General features: G+C 42.9%; 11 protein-coding genes and 2 pseudogenes. 9 read left to right on the top strand and 4 right to left on the bottom strand.

Annotation, left to right across the window (positions count from 1 at the left end):
* Positions 1–44: 44 nt before the first annotated feature.
* The 8 genes and pseudogenes from DWW70_RS04460 to DWW70_RS04425 form a co-directional block, all read left to right on the top strand.
* Complete coding sequence (locus DWW70_RS04460; protein ID WP_118649294.1) at positions 45–9,170, top strand: RHS repeat-associated core domain-containing protein; 9,126 nt, start codon at positions 45–47, stop codon at positions 9,168–9,170.
* A 1-nt stretch (position 9,171) separates the two neighbouring features.
* Positions 9,172–9,570, top strand: a complete 399-nt coding sequence (locus tag DWW70_RS04455) for an Imm44 family immunity protein (protein WP_117875548.1) — start codon at positions 9,172–9,174, stop codon at positions 9,568–9,570.
* A 351-nt stretch (positions 9,571–9,921) separates the two neighbouring features.
* The gene (locus tag DWW70_RS04450) at positions 9,922–10,308 is read left to right on the top strand and encodes a hypothetical protein (RefSeq protein ID WP_118649293.1); all 387 of its coding nucleotides are present in this window, start codon (positions 9,922–9,924) and stop codon (positions 10,306–10,308) included.
* A 1-nt stretch (position 10,309) separates the two neighbouring features.
* Positions 10,310–11,149 carry a hypothetical protein gene (locus DWW70_RS04445; protein WP_118649292.1) on the top strand — a complete coding sequence of 280 codons (840 nt, stop codon included), beginning with the start codon at positions 10,310–10,312 and terminating at the stop codon, positions 11,147–11,149.
* Positions 11,150–11,606: 457 nt separating this feature from the next.
* Complete coding sequence (locus tag DWW70_RS04440; RefSeq protein ID WP_330423947.1) at positions 11,607–11,867, top strand: hypothetical protein; 261 nt, start codon at positions 11,607–11,609, stop codon at positions 11,865–11,867.
* On the top strand, positions 11,864–12,493 hold the full coding sequence (locus DWW70_RS04435) for a CatB-related O-acetyltransferase (protein ID WP_118649291.1): 630 nt from the start codon (positions 11,864–11,866) through the stop codon (positions 12,491–12,493). Before DWW70_RS04440 ends, DWW70_RS04435 begins: the two co-directional genes overlap by 4 nt.
* A gap of 31 nt (positions 12,494–12,524) precedes the next feature.
* A complete protein-coding gene (locus DWW70_RS04430; RefSeq protein WP_118649290.1) occupies positions 12,525–14,705 on the top strand; it encodes a protein kinase domain-containing protein in 2,181 nt (726 codons plus the stop codon).
* A gap of 665 nt (positions 14,706–15,370) precedes the next feature.
* A pseudogene (locus DWW70_RS04425) lies at positions 15,371–15,730 on the top strand (IS4 family transposase); the annotation flags it as partial.
* A gap of 237 nt (positions 15,731–15,967) precedes the next feature.
* On the opposite strand, the pseudogene DWW70_RS04420 reads toward DWW70_RS04425, so the two are convergent.
* Positions 15,968–17,194 (bottom strand): annotated as a pseudogene (locus DWW70_RS04420) (IS110 family transposase).
* A gap of 316 nt (positions 17,195–17,510) precedes the next feature.
* Between DWW70_RS04420 and DWW70_RS04415 the strand changes: the two are divergent.
* Positions 17,511–18,335, top strand: coding sequence for a hypothetical protein (locus DWW70_RS04415; RefSeq protein WP_118649289.1), 825 nt, complete (start codon positions 17,511–17,513; stop codon positions 18,333–18,335).
* 153 nt (positions 18,336–18,488) lie between these two features.
* On the opposite strand, the gene DWW70_RS04410 is transcribed toward DWW70_RS04415, so the two are convergent.
* The 3 genes from DWW70_RS04410 to DWW70_RS04400 are packed head-to-tail and all read right to left on the bottom strand — an operon-like array spanning position 18,489 to position 20,488.
* Positions 18,489–19,397 carry a TlpA disulfide reductase family protein gene (locus DWW70_RS04410; protein ID WP_118649288.1) on the bottom strand — a complete coding sequence of 303 codons (909 nt, stop codon included), beginning with the start codon at positions 19,395–19,397 and terminating at the stop codon, positions 18,489–18,491.
* Positions 19,398–19,449: 52 nt separating this feature from the next.
* On the bottom strand, positions 19,450–20,355 hold the full coding sequence (locus tag DWW70_RS04405; protein ID WP_118649287.1) for a 4Fe-4S binding protein: 906 nt from the start codon (positions 20,353–20,355) through the stop codon (positions 19,450–19,452).
* Entirely contained in the window at positions 20,348–20,488 is a 141-nt protein-coding gene (locus DWW70_RS04400) for a CD1871A family CXXC motif-containing protein (RefSeq protein ID WP_243003495.1), read from the bottom strand. The genes DWW70_RS04405 and DWW70_RS04400 overlap by 8 nt, the downstream gene beginning before the upstream one ends.
* Positions 20,489–20,620: the final 132 nt, after the last annotated feature.

Below are 20,620 nucleotides of genomic sequence, written 5' to 3'. Positions count from 1 at the left end.
AGACATATGAGGTCCCGGAAAAGTGGAGCGGACTAAACTACGCAGTGTTCACATCCGGAGATTCAAATCTGTCGCTTTATACGGGAAATACAAGTATAAGCGGTTCAGTCCATACAAATCAGGATTTTTATTATCAGGGCAGCAGCATAAAGATAGACGGAGTGCTTGAGGCTTCAAAGGGCATAACAATAAAGACGGCAGTCGGTTCTGACTCCATACAGATAGGCTCCAAGTTGGAAAAAGCAGACAGAATAGAGATGCCGGATATCACAGAAGAGCTGACCGAATACACATCAGCAAACGGCGTATGCTATGACGCTTCCACGCAGTTTGGAAGCGACAGCATAATCATTGATACATCGCTTTATATAAACGGCGATGCCGCATTCAATACGACAGAGTTTATGGGACAGGGAATCATATATGCAACGGGAGCGGTTACATACAATGCGGGAAGCATGAGCACAGCGAACGGCTCAAGGCTGTTTATTGCCTCAGAGAGCGGAGACATTACCATCAATGGTTCCGGGATATCAATGAATGCCGTTCTGTACGCGCCAAACGGCTGTGTATGTATCAATTCAAACGAACTGAACCTGAATGGTCGCATCATAGCAAAACAGGTATGTATAAACGGAACAAAAGTAAATATAAATGCAGGACCGTGTGATTTGGACATGCTTGATTTCATCTTCAAGCCAGAGATTGATGTAGCGGCAGATGGTACAAAGAAAGAAAACCGCAGGGTCAGCCTGTCCGTGCAGGAGATTATGAACACGGAATACATACAGAAAGAGAATACGGTCTGGAGCATAACCAGAGACGGGGAAGATGCCGGACAGTATTATGCTGTGGATGAAGAAAATTCAGATTATTTCCACAGGGAGATGATTTTTAGGGAAGCCGGCACTTATATGGTGTCTGTCACCGTGACAACAGGGAAGGTCAATTACACGGTTACAAAAGAACTGGTGATTGAGGAGGATAAAGCGCCATGCGCTGATTTTGAACTGTCGGATAAATACTTTATGCGTGATGAAGAGGGGAAGACATATGTGCACATAGACGACAGTTCGGTGTCACCGGATGGAGATACTATAGGCAGACGTGTGTGGACGATATATTATGATAAGGACAACAATGGAGAGTTTGACGAATCTGAGGGCACGGTAATCAGCGACGAAAATGAGGCGGCTGTTGATTACACGACAGAGAACGTCGGCAGATATAAGGTATCGATTACAGTGTACGAGACCTTTGACGACACAATACCAAAGCTCCTGACGGAAGATGCGTATCTGCATGATGATACATCGGGCAAGGCTGTTTCGGAGTGCGTGTTTGAAGTAGGCAATGAGGCGCCGACGGCAGCGCTTGATATTGAAAAGTCAAAGTCGGCTGATATAGTATTCACGGTCGGCGAGACCGATGCTGACACCATGGCTGTCTATACGGAGAAAGCCGATGAGCTTAAGACTCTGCTTGCAGAGAACGGGATAGACGCCAAGGTGGATGCTGTGTCCACATCCACATATACCGCGCAGGACACATTTGCGTGGAAGGAATACGGACACTACAACTGCGACGGCTACGCAGAGCACATCATATATGAAGAAGATGCCATCAAGATGATAGGATATTACAGTTCTCCAAAGAAGGATTTTCTTTATATAGCAAATGACAATCCTGGGCAGAAGACATTTGAATTCGATTTGCAGCGTGATAACACCGACTGGCACAGCATGGAGGGCGGCGGCTTCCTGTTCAACACAACGGTTTCCGATGATGATAATTATATAAAGGGATTCTGTATACTTGTGACTCGGTCGGGGCTTAAACTCGTCCGTATAGACTGCGACAACCTTCAGAGATTCAGAGACGGCGGTGTAGAGTGGGTGCAGAATGTCGGTCAGCTTTTAAGGACCTACAGCATACCAAATCTGTATGCGGAACATCATTTCAAGATAGTGGTTGACAGCAGCACCATATCGGTGTGGGATGGGGACACTCTTGTGATAGATAACTTTGTTCTGCCTGAAAACGATTATGGCTATGGGTTTGGACCTATCACAAGTCAGGCATGGCACGACTGTTGGCAGAGGTCATACTTCACATTCAAGAACATAACCATGGAGACAATGACTGGAAGCAGCCTTTCGGATATTGTAGACGGATATGACTGGAGGGCAGGGGCGTCACATTATGTGCTGAACATAAGCAGCGCTGAGGTGCCGGAACTGGTTTCCGATGACGCCATGGCGGAGCTTGCGGCTGCACTCATAAGAAATCAGGCGGCATTTGCCGGAATCGGCAGTGATACAAACGAAAGTCAGTATCTCGGACTTTTAAATGCCGCGAATACGGGCGGCATGTACGTATCACTGGACGACCTATCTTCCAAGATGGACACGATAAACACGTACATACTGCAGTCTGTACTCAGCAAGGACTACAGCATAGACAAATACATAACAACAGATGATATAATCACCTACAAGGGTTATTATCAGGATGCCGAAAATGATGAGATATATGAAGAACAGTGGGAGTATGAATACGATCCGTCGGCTTTCACGTCGTCGTCAGGTGAGGCTGAAAATATAGTAAAGAAAGTGGACGAGCCTATTACGGTGTTTGAAAATACGGGAGCATATTCCATACGGCTTGCAGTAAGGGACAATCCGACGGGTGACAACGATGCTCTGGACGGGTACCGCCTGTGGTCTGATACGGAGCAGTATGACAGGCTGCTTCTTGTACAGACACGCCCTGCTGCGTCGGTTTCCGTAACGGTTTCGGAAGACAGTGAGGACAGCTCGGAATGTATTGCAAATGCAGTTTATGAGGCTTATGATGCAGACCACACTGATGACAGCACACAGGGTATACGAGAGGAATATTTCTGCTACAAGAATGTAAAAGACGCGGGATGGACTGAGGGCAAGCTTCCGAACAGGCTTGCAGCAGGGTGCACATATCTGGTTAAGTATCAGGTAAAGGATGCGGAGGGGACGCTGTCTTTCCCTGCCGTGGCGGTTGTGTGTACTACTGAGCCGGGAGTATACGAGGAGATTGATGATACGGTTCCGCCTACGGTGTATATAGACACAGCAAAGACAGAGATAAAAGTGGGAGAGGAACTTCTGATAGACGGATATGCGCTGGATGATTACGGCGTGGATTCGTATGAGATGTATATAGACGGGGAGCTTGTGCTCAGCTCTTTTGGACGAGTGATATTAACTCCTGACAAGGCTGGTGAGATAAAAGTAAAGGCGGTAGCCACGGATATCGGCGGCAATACTTCCGAGAAGGAAATCACCATCACCGTGGTGGACGACAGGGACACTACGCCGCCTGTGGCAGAGATTACATCACCAAATTCGGGTTCGGAGCTTGGATTTAATATACAGATAAAGGGAACAGCTGATGATGAAACCAAATTTGACAGCTATACACTTTCGTACCGCGCGCAGAGTGAAGATGAGTATCACGTCTTTGCCGAGGGCAGCGAGGCAGTGACAGATGACGTACTCGGAACGCTTGACGTGTCGGAATTTACTGCCGGCACATACGATATACGGCTTACCGTAAAGGATGCGGCGGGAAATGTCTCTTACTATGGCATAACCCTGTATATCGAGGTGGGTACGGGTACATCGTCATACGCCCTTTCGGGTTCCATCGACTCGATATCACTGTCCGAAGACAAGTCGCAGATAGATATAAAGGGCAGTGTAAACGCGGAAGGAAATTTAGACAGATACTCGCTCACATACAGCTTGGGCGGGTACGGCGACAAGGTGACCATATCGGAAGGCACGGAAGAGGTAACAGACGGCATACTTGGCTCCATAAACACGTCAGAGCTATCGGGCGGAACTTATTACCTGACGCTCACTGCCACGGATACAAATGGCAACAGCGGAACTGCATCGGCGTCGTTTGGGTATACCGTGGGGACATCTTCGATTGAAAATGAGAACACGGGCGAGATAGGCAAAGACAGCGGAAAGGAAGAAGAAGGAAAAGAAGAAGGCGGCGGAGAAGAACAGAAGCCGGAGACGCAGGACAAGCCGTTCTCTGTCAGCCTGTCATACAGTCAGGCTGCAATAGGAACTGCGGTCAAGGTACAGGTGACACTGCCGTCGGATATTGATGAGAGTACTCTGGTTATATATAAGGGCGAAGAGGAGATAGCAAGCGGAACGAGGAAGACGGAATTTACGTCCGCAGTGTCCGGAAAAGTTAGGATAACCGCAGTCGGAACGGACACAGCAGGCGAGAAAAGACAGGTGACTGCTTACTGTAACCTCTTCAACGACAAGGACAAGAAGGCTCCCGTAGCGGAGATAACATCGCCTGCGATAGATGAGGCGCTTACGGAGCCTGTGGACATAACAGGCTCGGCATATGATGAGACGGAGCTTGATTACTGGAAGCTGGAATACCGCATGACAGATTCCGACACATACATACTTCTCTCAGAAGGTACAGAGAAAGTGAAGGACGGTACTCTGGGACGACTTGACACAACCATGCTTATGAACGGACAGTACACCTTAAGGCTGACGGTATGCGACAAGGGCGGCAACAGGACGAGACTTGAAAATGATTACGTGGTAGAAGGCGGTCTCAAGGTCGGTGCCATGAACATAGGCTTTACCGACATAACGGCAAAGATGGGCGGTTCCACGGTGACTGTAAACCGCATGTACGACAGCAGGAATAAGCAGCAGGGCGACTTCGGTATCGGCTGGACGCTCGGCATATCAGGCATGAAGCTGTACGAGACAAATGATATAGCAAACGGGTACCAGATGACACAGTCGGGTTCCCTGTTCTCAACAGCATACCAGATAAGCGAAACGGTAAGCCATGACGTAACCGTGACATACGGCGACGGGACAAGCGACAGATTTGAAGTATCGCTTTCACCGGAGCGCAGGGCGCTCGTGCCGATATCCGAGGTGACGGTATCATACAAATGCGTGACAAGCCAGAAGGTGAAGCTCGAGATTATAGGCGATACGACTGCATACTTTACAGGCAACGGGCTGATGTTCTACGAGGACAGCATGTTTGACGACCTGAAATACAAGCTCACCAACAAGGACGGCGTGCAGATGTACATGACGGCGGATGGCGGCGTATACAAAATAGCTGACACCGACGGCAACGTAATAACGGTTGATGAAAACGGATACCATGCGGAAAACGGAAAAAGCATCATATTTGACAGGGACAGCAAAGAGCGTGTTACGGCGGCGACGGATCCGAACGGGAACACCACGAAGTACGCATATGACGATGCGGGCGACCTTATAAGCGTGACTGACAGTGCAGACCGCACGGTGAGCTTCACATACGACGCGGAGCACAACCTGATATCAATCACCGACCCGATGGGCATAGCAGTGGCAAGGAATGAGTATGACGATGACGGAAGGCTTATTGCGACCATAGATGCGGACGAGAACAGAATAGAGTACGATTATGATGTGGACGGAAGAACGGAAGCGGTGAAGGACCGCAGAGGGAATACCACGGTATACACCTACGATGACAGCGGCAACATACTCCAGACGGTGGATGCATGCGGAGGAAAGGCGACAAATACCTATGATGACATGGGAAATCTTCTCTCGACAACGGACGCAAACGGGAATACCACAGGCTATGACTATGACTCATCAGGCAACGTGACAAAGGTAACCGCCGCAGACGGCACAGCCGTTTCAAGTGAATATACACAGGATAACCTTGTGTCCGGCATACAGATGATGGACAAGACCGTCATGGCAATGGAGTACGATGACTATGGCAGACTGACAAGCCTGACTGACGCTGACGGCAATGATACGGAATACACATATTCGTCAGACGGAAAACTCACGGGAGTAACTGACGGGATAGGAACCGTCCAGACGGTGACATACGATGCGGACGGAAATGCTGCTTCCACCACAAACGGTGCGGGCGAGACAGCATCATACACTTACGATAAAGACGGAAGGTGCACTTCGGTGACGGTCAGCCGGATAGAGAATGGTGAGACGCTCACATTCACAAGCACCTACAACTACAACGAGGCGGGAGACATTATCCAGAGCGTTGACAACTCCGGAAACGTGACGGCATATGAGTATGATGCGGATGGAAACATGATAGCATCAACCGACGCAAAGGGACGCAGAATCACGTATGAATATGATGACCTCGGCAACACGGTGAAAACTGCATACCCGGACGGAACATGTGAGACTTTCGATTATGACGCAAACGACAACAACACGTCGGCGACAGACCGAAGCGGGCAGACAGTGCAGATGGAGTACGATAAGCTGAACCGCCTTACGAAGAAAACATACGCTGACGGGACAAGCGAGACATACACTTATGACGCAGCAGGCAACGTGACGTCAGTTACAGGCACAGGCGGCGGAAAGACCACCTATGCATACGACTGCCGCGGCAGGAATACTTCCGTAACGGACGCACTTGGTAACACAACCGTGTTCGCATACGACGAGGCTTCGAGACTTGTATCTCAGACGGACGCGCTTGGCGGCGTGACGTCATATGAATACGATGACAACGGCAACGTGACAAAGACTACGTATGCGGACGGCAACAGCGTAACTGCTAAGTACGATGCGAGAAGCAGAATCACTGAGCAGAAAGACCAGAACGGCAGTAAGACGGAGTATGCCTATGACGGCGCAGACCGTCTTGCAGGCGTGACAGACGCAGACGGCGGAACCTACACCTACGGCTATGACGGAAACGGCAATCTGGCAACGGTTACGGACGCGCTTGGGAACACCACCACCTACACTTATGATGCAGGCGGCAGGGTGTCCACGGTTAAGAATGCTCTGGGCGGAACTGCTTCATACGTATATGATGAAACAGGAAACGTGGCGAAGTACACAGACTGTGCGGGAAATGTCACGACATATGTCTATGACGATATGGACCGCCTCACGGAGAAGAACGTGTCAGGAGAAAAGACTTCATACACCTACAGCAAGGCGGGACTTCTCACAAAGGTCACGGACGGCATGGGAACCGTAAGCTTCAGCTATGACAGCTATGGAAGACTCACAGGAAAGACAGACGCAGCAGGGAATAAGCTGACGTATACCTACGACAAGTGCGGCAGGCTGTCGTCCATGGACAACGGATTCGGCGGAACAAAGTACGAATACGACATCATGGACCGCGTGACGCGTGTCATAGACAGGAACGGTCAGGCGACGGTGTACGAGTATGACGCCCTCGGCAACAGAAGCGCAGTGTGCTATCCGAACGGAAATGTCATGACATACACCTACGATGCGTGCAGCAGGCTCAAGGAAGAGTGCATAGTAAACGCAGACGGTGTGACGCTTGCAAAGTATACCTACGGTCTGGGCAAGGCAGGGGAACGTCTCAGTGTGACTGACATCACAAACGGCATAGAGACTGACATCGCGTATGAGTACGACAGCCTGAACCGCCTGACGAAAGAGGTCATAGAACGCGGAGACAACAAACTTACAAACGAGTACGGCTATGACAGTGCGGGAAACCGCACGTCAAAGGAAACCAAGGTTAAGGGTGACATCACGGAGCTTGCGGACACGCAGCTTGACGAGGTGGAGATAACTGAAGGTACGACTACTTACACCTACAACGCCTTAAACCAGCTCGTAAACGAGAAGTCAGATGACGGAACCATCACGTATACATACGATGCAAACGGAAACCTGACGGAGCAGGCGGGCAGAAAGACGGCTTCCTACAGCTATGACGCGGAGAACCGTCTGACTAAGGCGACGGTACAGAGCGGCAACAGCGTCACGATAGAGAGCTATACCTATGACTATGCAGGCAACCGCACATCGAAGACAGTCAATGAAGACAGCACGGTATATTACGTGACCGACACGAGCGGAAGTCTTGCATATGTGGCAGCCGAGATGGATGCGGACGGCAAAGAGACTGCTTCATACACCAGATGCGACGGCGAGCTGATGTCGATGGAAAGAAGCGGGGAAGTATGGTATTATCTGTATGACGGACTTGGCAGCACAAGGCTTCTTACAAATGAAGCGGGACGTATCACAGACAAGTATGCCTACGACGCATACGGCAGCCTCCTGAAAAAGAGCGGCGGCACTGAGAACGACTTCCTCTACACGGGCGAGCAGTATAATGCGAACACGGGGCTATACTACCTGAGAGCAAGATACATGAATCCGGGCACGGGCACGTTCATAAGCATGGACAGCTATCAGGGAAGCCTTTACGATCCGATAAGCTTGCACAAGTATCTGTATGCGAATGCGAATCCGGTTACGTATACGGACCCGAGCGGATATTTCTCACTACCTGAACTTAGTGCTGGCATGACAATGTCGCAAGTGTTGTCATCATCGTGGAAATTTATAGGACTAAACACTTTGATAGGCTCTTTGACTGGAGCGGCTGTTGGAGCTGTTGATTCCATTTTAGGAGGAAATAATTTCTCGACGGTATTGCAGGATGCTTTTAAAGGACTTTGGCAAGGGGCATTGTTTGGATGTGTTCTATCTTCTTTAACATGTTTTGCAACAATTAGTCCAATTTGCATGACCTTGCTATGTGCCTCACAGAAATTATTGTTGGTGAGCGGAACGGTAGGTGTAGCTATATCGGCTGAAGAAGGACATCCTGCTCAAGCAATATTTCGAGCCATCGTGTCAATTTTTGCATATAAAAGTTTGGGCAAAATAATAGATGGAGTAGACATAGCTAAATTAGACGGAGCAACTAAAGGTTATAGTCAAGATGCAAATGGTAGATGGCACAGATCCAATGGGCAATTTGCATCAAATTCGGAAGTTGGGATAACAGGTAAGACAGCGAGTGGAAAAGGTGTTCATGGTAACTCATTGACCAATAATTTTAATAAAAATTATGGATATGCATTGATTGATAAGAATACAAGTGAGGTACTTAAATTTGGAGAAACTTTATATCCAGACACAAGATATACACAAAGTTATTTAGATAGCATAAATGCAGAAATGAAAGTATTGGTCAGTGGACAAAAATTAGATATTCATTTATGGCAGCATGATATGAACATGTATTATTTTTATAAATATGGAGATTTTCCACCGCTGAATAAGAAAGGTTGGTAGTATGGAAATAAATATTAATTCGCCACAGTATTACACAAATGAATTTGGGATAGATGACGATATATATAATCTGTGCCAAGATATTCATGAATACTTTAAAAACAAATGTTACAGCGAAAGTATTGATATAGTTGGAATAATACCTATAATTGCTCCTAAGGAGACGATAAATAAAGGCTTATGTAAAAGAGGGTATCATTGTGAACCAAAATATGGATTTGCAAGCGTCAGGGAGTACATAGATTATGAAGAGTATGTTTCTGCGGATGTTGAAAAGAAAAAAAAGTTAATGCTTCAATGTGTTTTAAATTCTGTAAAAACAATAAAAACAAAGGGAAGGATAGACTTTCAAAAATTCAAAGAGGATTTTGATGTTTTTTGTAAAGAACATAGAATTTAAAAAACGGCAAAAATTAAGCGGATTGTAAACATCGTGATTTAGAGCCCTCAATGACGTGGCAGTCGGCTTCATGTGCGACGGCATGTGCAAGACATCACTCGGCATCATCCTAAAGTCGATGATGGCAATATTCGGTCTCGGAAGCTAGGTTGACCAGATATAGGAAGCAATAAAGAGCGGCGATCCTGTGGAGATAGCGGTGCGGTTCGTGCAGCTTACGTGTATGCTGTTCGGGCTCACAAGCCAGTACTTCACGGGCGACACGCTGGTTTCGGCGGAATACGGGCTTACGCCGATAGCTGACATAGAGGCAGGAGACTATGTCTGGTCTAAGGACACGGAGACGGGAGAATGTGTTCTCAGGGAAGTGACGGAAGTTTCTCACTGTCGGAGACATCGGTTGAAACGAGTGGACAAGCCTGTCTGCAAAGTGCAAATGCAATTAATGCTATGGTTATGCTCAATATCGCAAGGAGCCTTTGGGGAACAAAACGGAGTTCCTATGTAGTATATACACTCATGGTTGCATTCCATACAAGAAATTGGATAGAAGATGATGGCGGTATGGTAGGATACAATATGATAAATGGTATAGGTGCAGGAAATAAAAATAAAACAATATATCATGATAAGTCAAATGAATATTTTAAAGACTACCCATCGTTGATTAATAATTATATTAGCGAAGAGATAAATGCAATATATGAAGATATTGGTGCATGGTGGAAGGTAAAGTAATATGGGAACATGGGAAGTAGGAATATATCAAAATGACCTCAGCGCAGATGTGAAAGACGATTATATAAGTAAACTCAAGGCTGGAAAGAGTGATGAACAGGCATTGGCTGAGATGCTTGATGAGTACAAAGAGGAGGCAGATGACATAGACTGCAAGTGCGATTTATTTATCGCACTTGCAGGGATTATGTGGGATAAGGGCAGACTTACGGAGGAAATAAAACAAAGAGCCCTTGCGGAGATTGAAGAAGACAAGACTGCAGAACGCTGGGAAGGCGAGAAGATTAGACAGAAAAGATGCATAGAACTTGAAAAGTTCAAGGAGAAGCTTGAGAGTGAGATGCCGCCCAGAAAAAAAGTGCCTGTGCACAGACCGTATAAAGCAGGGTGGATAGAAGGCGGTGTATATTGCTTTCAGATAACGGAGACGATAGATGGCTATGAAGAATATACTGGTTGGTATGCAACGTTTTATGTGGATAAGGTGTATAAGGAGGATTGGATAGTCAGAGGCGTATGGGACGAGGTGGCTGATGCTTATTTCTTTCTTTCAAAGGACAAGCCACAGTCTGCGGATGATATAAAACGTATGAAAAATATACTGTTCAGCTGGCCTCCAATTCAGATTAACTATGAAGCAGAAATACTGGAAAGCTCAAAAAGACAAAGACCAAAGGATTTGACATATTTGGGAAAGTGTGGTGATTTCAGATATCCTCACAATGATAAATATTCTAATAAAGATCTTGTGTTTTGGGGATATTGTACTGAAAGAGACTTAGTCTGGGGATATGTAAAACAGTTGGAATATGAGCGTTCATTGAGTGGTAATGAGAATTAGATTGCACGAAGTTCTGTAGTCATAATCTGTGCACTGCGTGGTAGTCGGCTTCATGTGCGACGGCATGTGCAAGACATCACTCAGAATCATCCTAAAACCGATGATGGCAATATTCGGTCTCGGAAGCCAGGTCGACCAGATACAGGAAGCGATAAAGAGCGGCGACCCCGTGGAGATTTCTACGCCTGCCGCCTGTATTTTTCCTAGATGAATTGTAACGAGGTTACCAGAGATAGGTTATATAGAAGAACTTTTTGATGAAGATTGGTATGCAAAATCATATATCTGGTTCTATGGAGAGTGGTTAGGCTCAGGAGCATATTGATAAGCCGGTAGGAACAGCACTTATAAGGGTTAGTTCCGATAGATTTGAAATTGATAAGAATGATAGGGAGATATATGTCGAGAAACGATAATAATTTTACGGAATTCGCAAACGTATGGAATAGGAGAGGCTATGGAGTTAGGTAAGAGCGATGAGAAGTTGAATATTGAAAACACAGACACCATGAATAATAAAGGTATAAAAATATGTGATGAATGTGGTAGTGAATTTTTAGTGGGTTCATCTAAAATGATGGGGTTATGCCCTGAATGTGCATCCGTTTTATATGGATATGAAAACTGCAAACATATTTTTCATCAAGGAAGATGTGTAAAGTGTTTGTGGAAGGGCAACAAAAGCGAATATGTTAAAAGGCTGGAGGACTTTAAATGACTATTCCAGAAAATAAAATTTATCCACGTACTGGGGATAAAGAAACAATTTATTTAAAAAATGTAATCAAAAATCCTAATATAGAAGTTGGAGATTACACAATGTATAATGATTTTGTAAATGACCCAACGCTATTTGAAAAAAATAATGTATTGTATCACTATCCTATAAATCACGATAAGTTAATAATCGGGAAATTTTGCTCGATTGCCTGTGGTGCTAAATTCTTATTTAATAGTGCTAATCATACATTATCTTCATTATCAACTTATCCGTTTCCATTATTTTTTGAGGAATGGAATTTGGATAAGAAGAATGTTGCTCAATCATGGGATAATAAAGGTGACATTATTATTGGTAATGATGTATGGATTGGATATGAGGCTGTTATATTAGCAGGTGTAAGTATCGGTGATGGAGCAATTATCGGCGCACGTGCTGTTGTTACCAAAGACGTACCACCATATACTATTGTAGGTGGTGTTCCTGCAAAATCAATTAAAAAACGCTTTTCTGACGAAACTATTTCATCATTATTAAGTATTCAATGGTGGAACTGGTCGAAAGAAAAAATCTCTAAAAATATAAAAGCAATACAGGCAGGAAAAATTGACGAATTACAATAACAAATGTGCTAGAAATTAAGGGGGTAAACAGATGAAGGTGGGACAAACAATTGACGGTCAATGGATAATTAGTGAAACAATGGGGCGAGGAGGTCAAGGTGAAGTCTTTAAAGTTACAGATTCTATAGACAGTTGTTTTTATGCGCTGAAATTTCTTAATAAGCAAAGTGATGAAGAACGAAGACAAAGAATGTTTATGGAAGTTTGTAATGTAAAGCATCTATCTGATAGACATTTAATGAATATTACATATTCTAATGCGGAAAAATATAAAGATTTATCGGAAAAACTTTATTATGTTTCAGATTTTATCGATGGGATATCTTTGGAACAGTATGTCGAAACTCATGATATATCCTACGCTGAGGCGATTTCTTTTTACATGGAATTCTTAAAAACAATTGAATGTTGCCATAACAATGGAATAATACACAGAGATATTAAGCCTGATAATATTATGCTGAAACAAGGTAATTTGGATGATTTTGTATTAATTGATTTTGGGCTATCATTCAACTTGGAGGATGATGATGGATGTACCCCAACTAATCAGCAATTAGGAAATCGTTTTTTAATTTTGCCGGAACTTGTAAGCGGAACCAGTCAACAAAAAAGATTATTGGAATCAGATTTAAGCCAGTCAGCAGCAATTCTCCTTTATGTATTAACAGGTGAGATTCCAAATGCATTATTTGACGGAGAAGGAAAACCTCCACATAAACGAGATAATGCAAAGCGAATTATTAGCGAGAAAGTAGAAAATAATACTGTTTTAAAGAGCTTGAATTATTTTTTTGATAAAGCATTTAGTAATAATCTTTCGGAAAGATATCATTCTGCTGGAGATATGAGAAGAGAGATGGCTACACTTAACGAGTCCAGATTTAACATATTAGGAGGTGGCGAAATGAATGATATTATTGCAATTGATGGTAACAGAGGATTAGAAAAATATAGATATAGTGAGTTGATTAGACATCTTAATCCAAGCACAGAATTATGCAATCCGGAGGGGTTGAAACTACCTATTATGACAGATATTCCACAATTGGTAGAGTATGGAATTGCGCTTCCGCCGCAATTACAATCAAAAGTGAAGAACTATTATTTGGGTGGAGACTTTGTTACCGCAGCAAATACGGTATGGATTAGGTCAATGGGATTGCTTAGAAAGAGAGTATTATCTTTAGGTGAAGATTTTGTGGCAGATATGGTGGAAGCAAGTGACATTGACTATGTTAGAAATCTTCCAGCTTATAGATTGATCGATTTGGCACATGAGCTTGGTTTTATTAATAAAGCGGGACAATCAAAGTTACAAAAGGCGAATGAGTTTTATAATTATTTTAATAATGATGAGGCTGATGAATATGAAGAAATGCCACAAGACGAAGCAAATATAATCATTAAAACATGCATTAGCTACATTTTATATAATAATCATGAATCCTTTGGTCTTCAGTTCAATGACTTTAGAGAAAAACTGAAAAGTGGAAGAGTTACTGAATTGTTTGATGACGATAGGGCTATGTTTGCAACATGTCCATATTTTTATTTAAAAACATCAGTAAGATCGTTGTTAAATTTATTTAGGGATTGCGAAGGAATAGAATATGATAATGTTGTTATCAATATGCAAATTATGTTTCCAGCGATATGGGAACGTTTAAAAATTGAGGAGAGACGAGCTCTTGCAGATGCATATACTGATTATATAAATGCTTCTGAACATAAAAAAATAAATGATTTAAATAAAATAATGTTGCAAGTCCATGCATTTGACTATGTTAAAGAGAACGTGCGTTCAAGAACATATATTCAGGTTGCAAACAAGTTACTAGATGTTCATTTTGATGTGAATAATTTCTATAACGAGCCGGGTATAATAAAAAAACTCGAGGATTTGGGTTCTCAAATTCCTACGTTAGCTTTAAAGGAAACAATTACTTCTGTATTGTATGTTAAGTTAGGAAATTCATATGGAACAAGTTGGTCTGCTGAAACGATTGCAGATAGAATATTAGAGCGCCTAACGGAGTCGGAATGGATAACATATTTGGAGAGTTATATGTTAGAAGAGACAAATCTTATCGATTCGATCAACGATTGCAATAAAATGAGAAATCAATGGAAGTCAGTAATTAAAAAATACAATTTGAAGGAATTGACAATTAGTAATCCTCAAATCAAGAGATTGGTTTCAATTGCATAAGTATAATGGGTGTTTAAGATAAAATGTTGCTGTACTGTGCATTCTTTTGGGAGGAACTACAAGTCCTGCGGACATATTATTAGTAACTGCCAAACAGGATCCGCGTTATTAATAAGGTGGAAAACCTGTACTCCTATGTCGGTACGGACAACTTCTGGTAAAGGGCCAGAAGTTCATAAAGCAAATTATACAGGAATCACGTCTAGGCCTCAGGACCAGAAGTGGTCTTTTTCCACACCTACTCACGCAGATACGAAGCCAGGAATGAAAGTTGTAGCTCCGCCAGATTTGGCAGGTGCATTTTAGGTGATGTGGAATTATGATATGCGGGGCGACATAGGAGCCCGTTCCCGTGCCTAAGTTGTAAATGCAACAGGTGATGGATTTCACCCCGGATTATTCAATTCGAAATGCCTCTACGCATAGCAACTGTATCTTGAATGACCTTAAAGCTAGGACAACTGCCCATAAAACGAATACCGATGTCATAAATGAGCTTATGATGATTCCTGATATGAATAGTAATTTTACTAAAACTTCCCACACCGATATGGTGTGTTGAGCCTTGAAAATTCAATATTTTAGCCAATAAAAAGGGCATAAACCTGTTCCGTTTGGTATAATGGAGTTGTCGAAAAACCATCTTTACAAAGGAGATTTATGCCATGTCCAGTATACCACAAAACCATTCCGATGAAAAAGCCTTAGTTGACTGTGTTAAGAGATTTTTTTCTAAACACCATGTTGGCAAGTTTCTTGCCAGATGCAATGGAACGAAAGAAAAATGTGTTTCTCCTGTTTCTCTGCTTTGGTACAAACTCAGCAATATTTTGGTTGGAAGAAGCATGTATATGCAGCAACGGACCAGCTCTTTTAAGGAAGATTTTTCCAAGAACACGTTCTACCGTTTCCTTAATTCTACAAAAACAAACTGGCTTCGTTTCACTTCTCTTCTTGCAGCGGATATCGTAGATCATGACATCAAAAATCTGACGAATGATAGCAGAAAAAATGTTTTCATCATGATCTTTATTGATCAACCAACAAATGACCTGGATTATAAGTTGGTGAATATACTGAAAGACTTGTTCTGTCAATTGAAAAAGAATGTATCATGTATAGTTAATACAGCGATAATAGGTGGAAGAGCCTACTAATAAAAAGTCAAGTACTTTTTGAAGAAATTTAAGAATTGAAAAATAGGCACAAGAAATAGGCTGCCCAAAACGGCTAGCTTAGCGGAGGAGATAATCGTTTGATATTTAAAACTCTTCGATTTGAGATTGCTCTAAGTTGCGTAAGCACTCCTTAACCCTGCCATAGTAGATTCGTAAGAATTTATTGGCACCAGCGGTCATGTAAACAAGGTATGGTTTTCCTTCAGCACGTTTTCTATCAAGGAACTGATAGACAGGTTCGTTTACAGGCTTGTTTTTAAGGTATGTGGACATCACTTGAAAAAGGGTCTTCCTAAGCCTTGTAGAACCGTTCTTTGAAGCGCGGTTGCTTCGTTGCATGAATTGTCCAGATTCATTTACACCAGGATCAACACCGGCAAATGCAGTGATAGCTTCTCGATGTGTAAAACGAGATACATCCCCGATTTCAGCAATCAATTGAGGTCCATAGGTTTCACCAACACCATACATGCTCATTACGGTTTCGTATTCGGGCAGTGTAGAAGCAAGCCCATTCATTTCTTTACGAATGATTTCGATGTGTTCCGATACCAAACGCAACTGTTGAATGCTTTGCTGAATAAGGAGTTTGTAAGATTTTTCCTTTGGGAACACTGCAACAAGTTGTTTGGACTCCTCGAATAGTAAGGCTGGCTTATTTTTCTGGTAGTTATAATGATGCTTCTTACAGAATGCTTCATAGCGTTCCGTAAAGGCTTTTAGCCCAATTTTGTGGACACAATCAACATGCCCAAAAGAATAGGCATAATCAACCCATTTTTCACTACCATCGTCTCTAGTGGGGCTGTCGAAGAGTTTGTTCACACCGGGATAAGTATTATCTAGGAGTGAAATAAGATTGGGTTTGGCAGCAACTTTCTGTTTCATGAAGAAAGTGAACTGCGAATTTAGTGTTTTAAGTTGTTCTCTTGTAGTATCCATACTTGAATACTCACGCAGTTCTGCCCAGTTGTCAAGAGCATACTTAGCGATTTTTCTCGCATCAGCGGGATCTGATTTTACTTTACGAAGTGTATTTTGTTTTTGACCCTTAATCAGTTTTGGATTGACGGCAGAGATAAAGATACCTGCTTCAGATAAAGATTTGACAACAGGCTCGTGATAACGACCTGTACATTCAATGACAGCTCTGGTTTCACCCTCCAGAGACTTGAGATAGGTTACAAGGGTGTTCAGCTTATCAGATGTATGTAGGACATCAAAGGGGTTGCGAATAACAACTCATGCGGGCTGAATGATAGTGATGGTGCTTTTGAGTTTAGAAGCTTCAATTCCGACTGCGTTGTACATAAAGGTTTCCTCCATAAGTTGAAATTGTATGGTATTCAGCATTCCTCATTGCTTATTCAATCTCCTGGGGTCTCAATCGGACGTGCACATAGCAGTCCCACCTACATAAATCGAACGGCTGTAATGATAAGCTGGCTGACAGGCTTTTCTGCGGACGCCTAATGGTCCAAGGAGAAATAGGTCAGACCGATACTTATCTATCTTACAGCTTTAGCAACAAGAGGGAAACATCCTAACTGGCTGTTAGGTGGTGTATTCCCTACAACTTATATATTAGGAGGGGGTATCGTACATCTGTTGTGTGCGAGAAAGAGAAATGGGAACATTGGAAGTGGACAAGAGTCTTAAAGCGGCGTTTAAGGAAACGCTGGAGCCGCATGGGTTCAAGAAAGTAAAGGGGAGGTATCCGCACTTTGTGAGGATGGCAACTCCCGAGATTATTCAAGTCATCAACTATCGGCTGGAGCAGGCTCTGTCGCCGCAGTTGGAGGAAAAACGGTTTGAAGTATACTGTGCGGTCGGCAGTATATACCGCCCGGAGATCAATCTGAACCGGTCTGTGTATGCCAGCATGGATTGGATAAATACAACACAGCTAGATATGTATTTTACGGCAAAGCGAAATGGAATACCGGTTTACGAGAATGAACAGCCGGGAGTTGACTATATCATCAAAAAGGGAGATGAAGCTTCTCTCAGAGAACAGATTGCGTTTGCCATGACTGGCATAGAGCATTATGTAATTCCTGCATTTGACAAGGTGGTGGATTTAAAGACTTGTGTGGATTATTTGGAACTATATGGCTTTGATGAGTTGGAAGTCAGATTAGAAACAGAATGTAATGTAGATGCATTTATTTTGCCAGCAAAGTATCCAGATGTAGAATCTTACAGCGCAAAAGTACAAAATGATTTCCAAGAGGCAAATAGGAGAGTGATGCAACTTGTTTCAGAAAAAAAGATGACAGAAAAGGAAGGAAAGGAGAGATTGCTTAGGTGTGAAGGAAGATACAATGATGATATTAAACAATATGAAAAATTTTTTTCAGATGAAATAACTAAAAATGAGATTGCACGATTAAAAGCAGAACGTGCAGAAAAAAATTTAAACGCAATACGTACGATGGGAATCGAAGTGTAAAAGACGGGGGGCAAAAAGAAGGGAGTAAGCATATGAAATTTTATTGCACGGGAAAAGGTCATCTGGTTTCTTGAAAACCAGATGACCTTTTTTTGAAAAGCAGAAAGGCTTCTTGTCCTTTCATTAGTATATTCAATTTAAAGTCAACTATAATTATTTATCCTTGTTATCAGCGTCGATCACTGACTTGATCTGTTTCATAAGAGAGTCATAGTTGTCCTGATTGTCGATTCCTCCAAGCATAGGTTCTCCGACAATATTACCATTTCTATCGACTAGTATGGTTGTAGGAAATGCCATGATGTCGGAGGCATACTTGCCTATACTTGAATCAGAGTCAATGGAGATATTGCGGTATTTTGCACCCTGGCTGTCAAGAATGGCTGCGGCTTCCTTGATAGCATCTTCGTTTCCGTCAAATGTCTCTGTGTTGATACCTACTACCTCGCCTCCCATCGATTTGATGGCATCGTTCAATTCATTAAGCTTGGATAATTCTGCGACACAAGGCTTGCAGCCGGTAAACCAGAAATTAACGACAGTTACTGCATTATTGGAAAACAGGCTTTCGTCAACAGAATTACCATCCAAATCCTTGCCGGAGAAACTATTGAAAGGTGTGATTTCTTCGGAACTGTCGTTCTGGTCGGTGCTATCTGATCCTGTATTATTATTTTCGATTTCGGATATCTGCTTTTCAATCTGTCTGATGGTTTCAATATCATCGTTAAGTGTTTTAAGTTCATCATCTGTAAAGGATTCCTTGTTTGATTCAACGGCGCTGGCCAGATAATCGGCATAATCTCCGCTTGGATCAGCGCTGCTTTTATTCATCATGCCAAATACCTTGTTCCATACATCCTGGTGATCTGCAAAGATCTGGTTCTCCTGTTGATATAAATCATCCAGCTTCGTGTTGGAATCGTCCGCAGCTTCAGTGGTAGATTCTGTCTGGGTTTTTGGTGAACTCTCAGTTGTGGCAGATCCTGATCCGTTACATGCCGTGAGAGATAATGCTGCACAGAGAGTGATAATAGATATTAATGTTTTTTTTGTCTTCATAAATAATTGCTCCTTTAAATAATAATTTAGATAATATTAGTGTGGCTGATTGTTACACGTTGGTTTTGGAAGATTGTTCATGTCCCTTTTGGGAACATGGCTTTCCCATAAATTGATAGTGGATCGCGTCTTTTGGACAGGCCTTTATACACGCTCCACATCGTATGCATTCCGGATGATTTGGTGTTTTGCATACATCTACATCCATTTTGCATGCCTTTGAACACTTACCGCATCCGACACATTTGCTGCTTTCAACCTTGATACTCATAAGGCTGACCTTGTTGAATAATGAGTAGATTGCGCCGAGAGGACAAATCCATTTACAGAAGGGTCTGTAGAACAGAATACTCAGAACGACAACTGTAATTAAAATAAGGCATTTAAATGAAAACAGCTTTCCAAGAGCAGAGCGTATAGCTGCATTTCCGAGTGAAAGTGGTATAGCACCTTCCAGAACACCTTGTGGACAAATATACTTACAGAAGAACGGGTCTCCCATTCCTATGGAGTTCGTTACAAGCATCGGCAGAAGTATAACGAAAACAATAAGGATTATATATTTCAGGTATCTTAGTGGTTTCAGCCTGGCTGTGGAAAACTTTTTCCCGGGGATTTTGTGAAGCAGATCCTGAAACCATCCAAATGGACACAAAAACCCACATATAAATCTTCCGAGGATCACACCGATTAAAATGAAAAAACCGGTTATGTAGTAAGAAAATTTAAATTTGGATGATCCGACGACCGCCTGAAATGCACCAATGGGACACGCTCCTGTTGCAGCAGGACAGGAGTAACAGTTTAGTCCTGGTACGCATACTGTTTTTGCATTGCCCTGATAGATCTTGCCTTTAAATAAATTGGGGATGTGAATATTGGTAAGCAGCGTGGCTGCTGCCTGTATCCATCCGCGTATTCTGGCTGTTTTTTTTGACAGTGATTTGTTCTTATCCAATTCCTACACACTCCAGACATAATTTTATTGCTTTGCTGAGCACGGCAGCCGCTTCACCTCTGACTGCACCATAGCTGATCATTGCCATACCCGTGATGAGTAAAATGATCTGAGATATTTTCCTGTACTTCAAGTTATTGCAGCTCCTTTCATGATTGTGTTTGTTGACCAGCTGACTTGGATATTATACAATAGCTGTTGTAAAATTTTTGTTAAGAAGGATTTTTGTTAAGAAACAGGTGACAGTTTTGAGATTATTGATAGT

It is taken from the genome of Coprococcus sp. AF16-5, from assembly GCF_003479365.1.
Classification (GTDB): Bacteria; Bacillota; Clostridia; order Lachnospirales; family Lachnospiraceae; genus Coprococcus; species Coprococcus aceti.
Note: the sequence above shows the minus strand (reverse complement) of the source record. Positions and strands in the feature narration are given on the sequence as shown.